Origin of the sequence: Eubacterium sp. MSJ-13, from assembly GCF_018918235.1 — a bacterium.
GTDB lineage: Bacteria > Bacillota > Clostridia > Lachnospirales > Lachnospiraceae > Butyribacter.
In genome coordinates this window covers 1-6,126 of the sequence record NZ_JAHLQE010000068.1, presented here as the reverse complement: position 1 = coordinate 6,126, position 6,126 = coordinate 1, and the positions used below count along the sequence as shown (strand labels likewise).

The 6,126-nt window shown below is 36.9% G+C and carries 6 protein-coding genes; 1 reads left to right on the top strand and 5 read right to left on the bottom strand.

Annotated elements, in window-relative coordinates:
- Positions 1-135 precede the first annotated feature (135 nt).
- Together KQI69_RS04370 and KQI69_RS04365 are read right to left on the bottom strand one after the other, a co-directional pair.
- Positions 136-1,326 (bottom strand): DUF5711 family protein, encoded by a 1,191-nt coding sequence (locus KQI69_RS04370; RefSeq protein ID WP_216564106.1) that lies wholly within the window; start codon positions 1,324-1,326, stop codon positions 136-138.
- A gap of 101 nt (positions 1,327-1,427) precedes the next feature.
- On the bottom strand, positions 1,428-2,624 hold the full coding sequence (locus KQI69_RS04365; protein ID WP_216564104.1) for a LysM domain-containing protein: 1,197 nt from the start codon (positions 2,622-2,624) through the stop codon (positions 1,428-1,430).
- 185 nt (positions 2,625-2,809) lie between these two features.
- On the opposite strand from KQI69_RS04365, the gene yyaC reads away from it, so the two are divergent.
- Positions 2,810-3,379: a spore protease YyaC gene (gene yyaC / locus KQI69_RS04360; RefSeq protein ID WP_216564102.1), complete on the top strand. Its 570-nt coding sequence runs from the start codon at positions 2,810-2,812 to the stop codon at positions 3,377-3,379.
- Here the strand turns inward: yyaC and recR are convergent.
- Genes recR through dnaX form a run of 3 tightly spaced genes read right to left on the bottom strand, consistent with a single transcriptional unit; the run spans position 3,346 to position 5,923 of the window.
- Positions 3,346-3,942, bottom strand: coding sequence for a recombination mediator RecR (gene recR, locus KQI69_RS04355; protein ID WP_216564101.1), 597 nt, complete (start codon positions 3,940-3,942; stop codon positions 3,346-3,348). The genes yyaC and recR overlap by 34 nt on opposite strands.
- Position 3,943: 1 nt before the next feature.
- Positions 3,944-4,297 carry a YbaB/EbfC family nucleoid-associated protein gene (locus KQI69_RS04350; protein ID WP_022223529.1) on the bottom strand — a complete coding sequence of 118 codons (354 nt, stop codon included), beginning with the start codon at positions 4,295-4,297 and terminating at the stop codon, positions 3,944-3,946.
- 18 nt (positions 4,298-4,315) lie between these two features.
- A complete protein-coding gene (gene dnaX, locus KQI69_RS04345) occupies positions 4,316-5,923 on the bottom strand; it encodes a DNA polymerase III subunit gamma/tau (protein ID WP_216564099.1) in 1,608 nt (535 codons plus the stop codon).
- Between the last annotated feature and the right edge of the window lie 203 nt (positions 5,924-6,126).

The following is a 6,126-nucleotide window of genomic DNA, read 5'->3' as shown; positions in this document are numbered from 1 at the left end:
CCTTGCGGACAAACGGTTTTCAAGACCGCCTCGTTATGACCACTTCGATACCTCTCCAAACTGTTTAAGTTTGTTGCTCTCTCAACAGTGCTTTGCTAGTATAACTCTTTATTTATGATTCGTCAACCCCTTTTTTTAATTTTTTTTATTTTTTTTCAATTTTATTTTCTGAATTTCGTCTTCAAGTACCAAATAATAGCTCTTGCGCCCATCTGCTTTAAAGAAATATCCGACTTTCCCATTTACATTACTCGAAAACCTTTTTATCCCATTTAACCTGTATATGCTGCACTTTGATTCCGAATTCAGCATTATCTCATCGTCTTCATTCAATGTTATATCCTTGTAGTTCTCTTTGAGTTTTAAACGGAGTTTCTTTTTTCCTGCCAGATCATACACTTCAAGTTCAGCCGTATCTTCATTATCTTCCCCCAAAACAACTCCTATGTATCTCGAATTGTAAAATGCACTTTTTATTGAACTTCTGTATTTTTTTTCAAATTTCTGTTCGGGTTGACGTGGATTTGTCCATACACAATAACCATCCTCACCAAACACACATACATCTGTATCATTTATATATTCTACTTCTGATATCAGTTTGTCATTATAATTCTGTGCTCCTACAAGAAAATTACTATTTTTTCCTACATCTGAAAAATTATAAAATGCCACTCTGCTCTGTATTTTACTGTTATTTACACTGACATATACTGCGGCCACATTCACACCATCTTCAGATATATCTATTGATACTGGATATCCGTCATCAATGTTTGTTGGTATTTCTGCAAGAAGTGTGTTCTGTGCATCATATGGATTATATATCCTTATTACATTAGCTGTTTTTTCTTCAAGTAACACTGCAACAATTCCCTGCTTTGATACCTCAGCCTGTACTATCGGATAATCTGCCGTAAATTCTTTACCTGAATCTTCACCATTAAATATAACAAAACTCTTTGCCCCTATATCTGCCACTACAACATAATCACCACATATGTCCACAGCCGGAGACGACATGTCATAACTTCCATTCCACAACTCCTTTCCAGAGCCATCTAACGCTGCAATTCCATCCTTACTATATTTAATAACGGCATTTTTATATGATACAAATGATAAGTCTCCGGAACTTTTAAACTTATAATGTTCCTCTATATCATAGCTATTATAACTCATGTTTATATAGTGATTATATGTCAGCCCAAGCAATAATCCTGTCACTAATATCATGACTATTGAAATAATCAGTATTTTTTTATTTTTCTTTTTTCTTTGTATTATCGAATTTACATTTTGAGAGCGTCCTACTAAACTTTCCATGCTACTCCTCGTTTCTATTGTACAGTTGATTTATATATACACAATCGACTGTATTATTTCTTGAGTAAAGTATAACTTATCTTTTTTCGCATTGCAATATTCTATCTGACAGGGAGTTTTAACACCTGCCCTGCAATTATGTTATTGCTGTCCCCTATCTTATTTATCTTTTTAACTGAAGCTATTTTTTCAAGCGAATGATACTGTCTCCATACTATCTGGCTAAGTGTATCTCCCTCCTGTACTTTATATGTTTCATATGTTGCTTTATTATTGTTTCTGGGTTTAACATTCTTCCCTTTACTTCCCGAAGTTATATTTTCTCTTTTGATATTCCTTTTATTTCCAGTTCTTTTTCTACCACTACTTTCGTTTGCTTTTATTCTTTTTTTCTCCCTGTTGCGTTCTTTACTTTCAGCAATACTACTCTTTTTATTTTCTTCTGTCGAAATTGCTGTCTGTGTTGAATTTTTTATATTTTTTTCGTCTCTTTTTTCATATGTTGTTTCAACATATCCTTGAAGCACATCAACTGCTGTTTCAAGATTATTTATTTTTGCAAAACTTTCAAACATATAATTGCCGCCTATAACAAACATTACAGCAATCGCCATGGTCATTATAAAGATTGCCGGTTTTGAGCCCGTTGTCTTCTGTGTATTTTTACCCACCGTTTCTCTTATCGCTTCTGTTACAACATCCTCATAAGGCTCGTCCACACTTTCATTTTTATTTTCACCAAGTACAAATTCCTGCATCTGCGGATTCTTTTCATAATACACATAATATCCACTTTGTTCTTTCAGACTTCCATCAGACCATTTAAACATTTTTTCTTCACACTCTGAAAGATCAAATAAAAAAAGAATGTTTTCTTCTTTTGAAAAATATTTTCTATGTATTATATTTATTGTTGCATCAACCTTGCTGTTCCACATATAAACACCACATACCCATCCAAGCAACTCTGTGCCCGGAAAGTATTTATATATCTTTTCGTATGTCTCACTCCAATCTTTCTCTGATATCTGTGTCACTGCATCCACTACCTTAAAGTCCATTCCAACAGCCCCATAGATAAAGATATTTCCTTTTGCCTGCTCCTCTCCCCTTTTTCCGAGCATAAGGATTATTTTTTCTTCACCTTCATCTTTGAATATCTGCCTTATGTATGTCATAACATAATCTTCTATATATATTGCTCCCGAATAAGGACTTTCTCCTATCTGCCTGATATTTTCAGGCTTCTTCACATATCTGTGCATCATATCATCCACAAACCCCTTCCTCCTTTTCATATAAATCCACCTCAGAAATCAGTATATAGAAATTCCGAGAGCCTATTCTAATTAACACAAGAAAAAGGATAACATTTTCCAGGCGAGAATTTTGTCAAAAGACAACCCTTTGTTTATGAATATTTTTACATTTATTGGGAATATTTTTTTATATAATATTTTTTTGAAAGGCTGGAAATTATTTAATGAATATTCAAAAAGAAACTAAAGTCTCATATTTCAACCCTGAAACTTCATACTCTTCTTTTCATTTTATACACACTCTTAGAAAGTGCTGTAAAGATTGTTTTTCTTTAGATAAAAATCTTGTTATACTATGCATTGGCTCTGACAGAGTTATAGGCGATTGTCTTGGCCCTCTTGTCGGTCACAAACTTTCATCCCTTTTTAAAAACTCAGACATACATGTGTATGGAACACTAAAAAACCCTGTTCATGCCAAGAATCTTGATATAACAATTAAAAAAATAAGAGCAAGTATACAAAATCCGTATATCATTGCTCTTGATTCTTCTCTTGGTACTAACAGTCATGTAGGCTGCGTTACTCTCGGCAAGGGTGCTCTTCATCCCGGTATAGGTACGGGAAAAAATCTTCCTCATGTCGGAGATATTTTTATCACAGGTATAGTAAACGAGAGCGGGCTTAATAATATATCCACTCTGCAGACCACACATCTTGCTACGGTAGTAAAGCTTGCAGATTTCATTTCAACCGGTGTTTACATGTCTGTGCGTCCTTCTAAGGCACGATAAAGCGTAATCTCATCAATATACTCCAAATCCCCGCCTATAGGCACACCACTCGCAATCCTGCTCACCTTTACACCCAATGGTTTTATAAGTTTACTTATATATGTTGCCGTTGTATCGCCCTCCAATGTCTTATTTGTAGCAACAATGACCTCATCCACATCCTTTTGAAGACGCACCATAAGTTCACTTAACCTTATATCCTGAGGCCCTATTCCTGCCATAGGCGATATAGCTCCATGAAGTACATGATATACACCATCATATTTTCCTGTTTTTTCATACGCTGCAAGATCTCTTGTATTTTCCACTACCATTATCTGTTTATGATTGCGTTTTGGATTTGCACATATAGGACAGAGTTCATCATCCGTATATGTGCAACATTCCTTACAGTATCTCACATTTTTTTTCGCATTTGTCATGGCATCCGCAAGTCCCTTTACCTGCTCAGGTGGCATATTGAGTATATGAAAAGCAAGTCTTTGTGCTGATTTGCTCCCTATCCCAGGCAGATGTGATAACTGCTCAACCAGATTTGATATCTGCGAACTGTAAAAATCCATCTTAGAATAAACCTCCGAGTCCTCCGCCAAGTCCGCCTGTAAGTGCTGACATCATCTCTGCACTTTCTTCCTCAACTTTGCGAAGTGCTTCATTTGTTGCTGCAACTATCAGATCCTCAAGCATCTCAATATCATCAGGATCTACTACCTCTGGATCAAGTTTTACTGACAAAACTTCTTTTTTACCTGAGATCTTTACAGTTACGGCTCCGCCGCCTGCTGTTGCCTCCCACTCTTTTTCCTCCATCTCTTTTGTCTTTTCTTCCATCTGTCTCTGCATACGCTGAGCCTGTTTCATAAGATTATTCATGTTTCCCGGCATTCCGCCTCCTGGAAATCCACCTCTTTTTGCCATTTTATCTTCCTCCATAAATTAATTTTTTATTTGCACATCAAAGTGTATCTTATCGATTATCTGGGACAGATCCAATGAATTTCTGTTCTGCTCAGGACTCACAGCCTCAGCTACTATCCCCGCATCAACCCCGACAATATTTGATATGACAGTTTTTAATTCGTCAAGGTTTCTCTTGTCATATCTGTTAAAATATGCCTCTGCTGTCGCATCTGTAAACTGTAAGATAAGTTTTTCACCATCCTGCGATACTGTTTTTTTACAGATATCAGGTGTTAAAAAAGAACGTGATGACACTGAAAGTCCAGAAAGTATCTGCTGCCACTTTTCATTTATCTTTTTCAGGTCATCAGATACCATTTTGGGCAGTTCAATTTCAGGCTGTTTTGTTTCTGAAACATCTTCACCGCCAGCATTTCCCTGCTGCCCATTGGCAACAATGTCTGTCTGCCCGCTTACAATAATACCCTTTTCAAGTTTCTTCTCTATCGCATCTATTCTTGCCAAAAGGCTGTCATCTGCCGTTTTTTTCTCCATTTCCGGCACACACAGTTTGACAAATGCTACTTCAGTAAGCACACGCTTCTGTGTGGCATACTTTATCTGATTTGATAACTCCGATAATATACGAATATACCTTATAAGACCTGTCTCGTCAACTTTTTTTGATTCCTGTCTCATCTGCTCAAGCTGTTCAGTGGATGCATCTACCATTTCACTTCCACCGGCAGATACGGCAATTATCATAAGGTTTCTCAAGTACCATACAAGCCCCGTTATAAACTGATTTAAATCTCTTCCCGAAATCATTATCTCATCGAGAAGTTTCATACATCCGATAACATCCAGATCAGCCATATTGTTAAACATGCGGCTGTATACCGAAGTATCCACAGCCCCCAGCACTTCGATTGCCTTGTCATAAGTAAGTTTCTCACCAAGATAAAAGGCAATACACTGGTCGAGCAGACTTAAAGCATCACGCATTGAGCCATCCGCTACTTTTGCAATATACCTGAGTGCCTTGTCTTCTACTTCGACAGCCTCTCTCTCCATCAAGTCTTTAAGCCTTGCAGAAATCGTATCTATTGATATCCTCTTAAAGTCATATCTCTGACATCTTGACAGGATAGTTATGGGAATCTTGTGTGCCTCAGTAGTTGCAAGTATAAAGATGACATATGATGGCGGTTCCTCAAGTGTTTTTAACAGTGCGTTAAATGCCGCTGCTGATAACATATGAACCTCATCTATGATATAGACCTTATATTTTCCCTCTGCCGGAGAATATTGTACTTCATCTATGATCTCCCTGATATCATCTACACTATTGTTCGATGCCGCATCCATCTCTATTACATTCATTGATGTCTGGCTGCCTATCTTCCTGCACATCTCACACTCCCCACATGGGCTTCCATCTACGGGATGCTCACAATTAACAGCCTTCGCAAGTATCTTTGCTACCGTAGTCTTACCGGTACCTCTTGTACCACAAAACAGATATGCATGTCCGATGCGTTCTGTCCTTATCTCATTTTTTAATGTTGTAACTATATGATCCTGTCCCTTAACTTCATCAAATTCGCTGGGACGAAATTTTCTATATAAAGCCGTATAAGACATATCGCCCTCCCTCTATTGTTGTAAATATAGTTTTGCAGTTGTATTAGTGTACTGTATCACTGACTACAAATATTTAGGGGCAACTTTTAATTGCCCCTTTTGTTTTATTTATATCATAAATTTGCAAGACCAAAAAACAGTCTAATACAACGAAAAGTCAAGCGGATATTCGCAATCCGCTTTGCTACTTGCTCATAACACTA

What these genes read in the sequence shown, in the direction of transcription:
- KQI69_RS04370 (WP_216564106.1), bottom strand. Translation starts at nt 1,326, where the DNA reads ATGGAAAGTTTAGTAGGACGCTCTCAAAATGTAAATTCGATAATACAA.
- KQI69_RS04365 (WP_216564104.1), bottom strand. Translation starts at nt 2,624, where the DNA reads ATGAAAAGGAGGAAGGGGTTTGTGGATGATATGATGCACAGATATGTG.
- yyaC (WP_216564102.1), top strand. Translation starts at nt 2,810, where the DNA reads ATGAATATTCAAAAAGAAACTAAAGTCTCATATTTCAACCCTGAAACT.
- recR (WP_216564101.1), bottom strand. Translation starts at nt 3,942, where the DNA reads ATGGATTTTTACAGTTCGCAGATATCAAATCTGGTTGAGCAGTTATCA.
- KQI69_RS04350 (WP_022223529.1), bottom strand. Translation starts at nt 4,297, where the DNA reads ATGGCAAAAAGAGGTGGATTTCCAGGAGGCGGAATGCCGGGAAACATG.
- dnaX (WP_216564099.1), bottom strand. Translation starts at nt 5,923, where the DNA reads ATGTCTTATACGGCTTTATATAGAAAATTTCGTCCCAGCGAATTTGAT.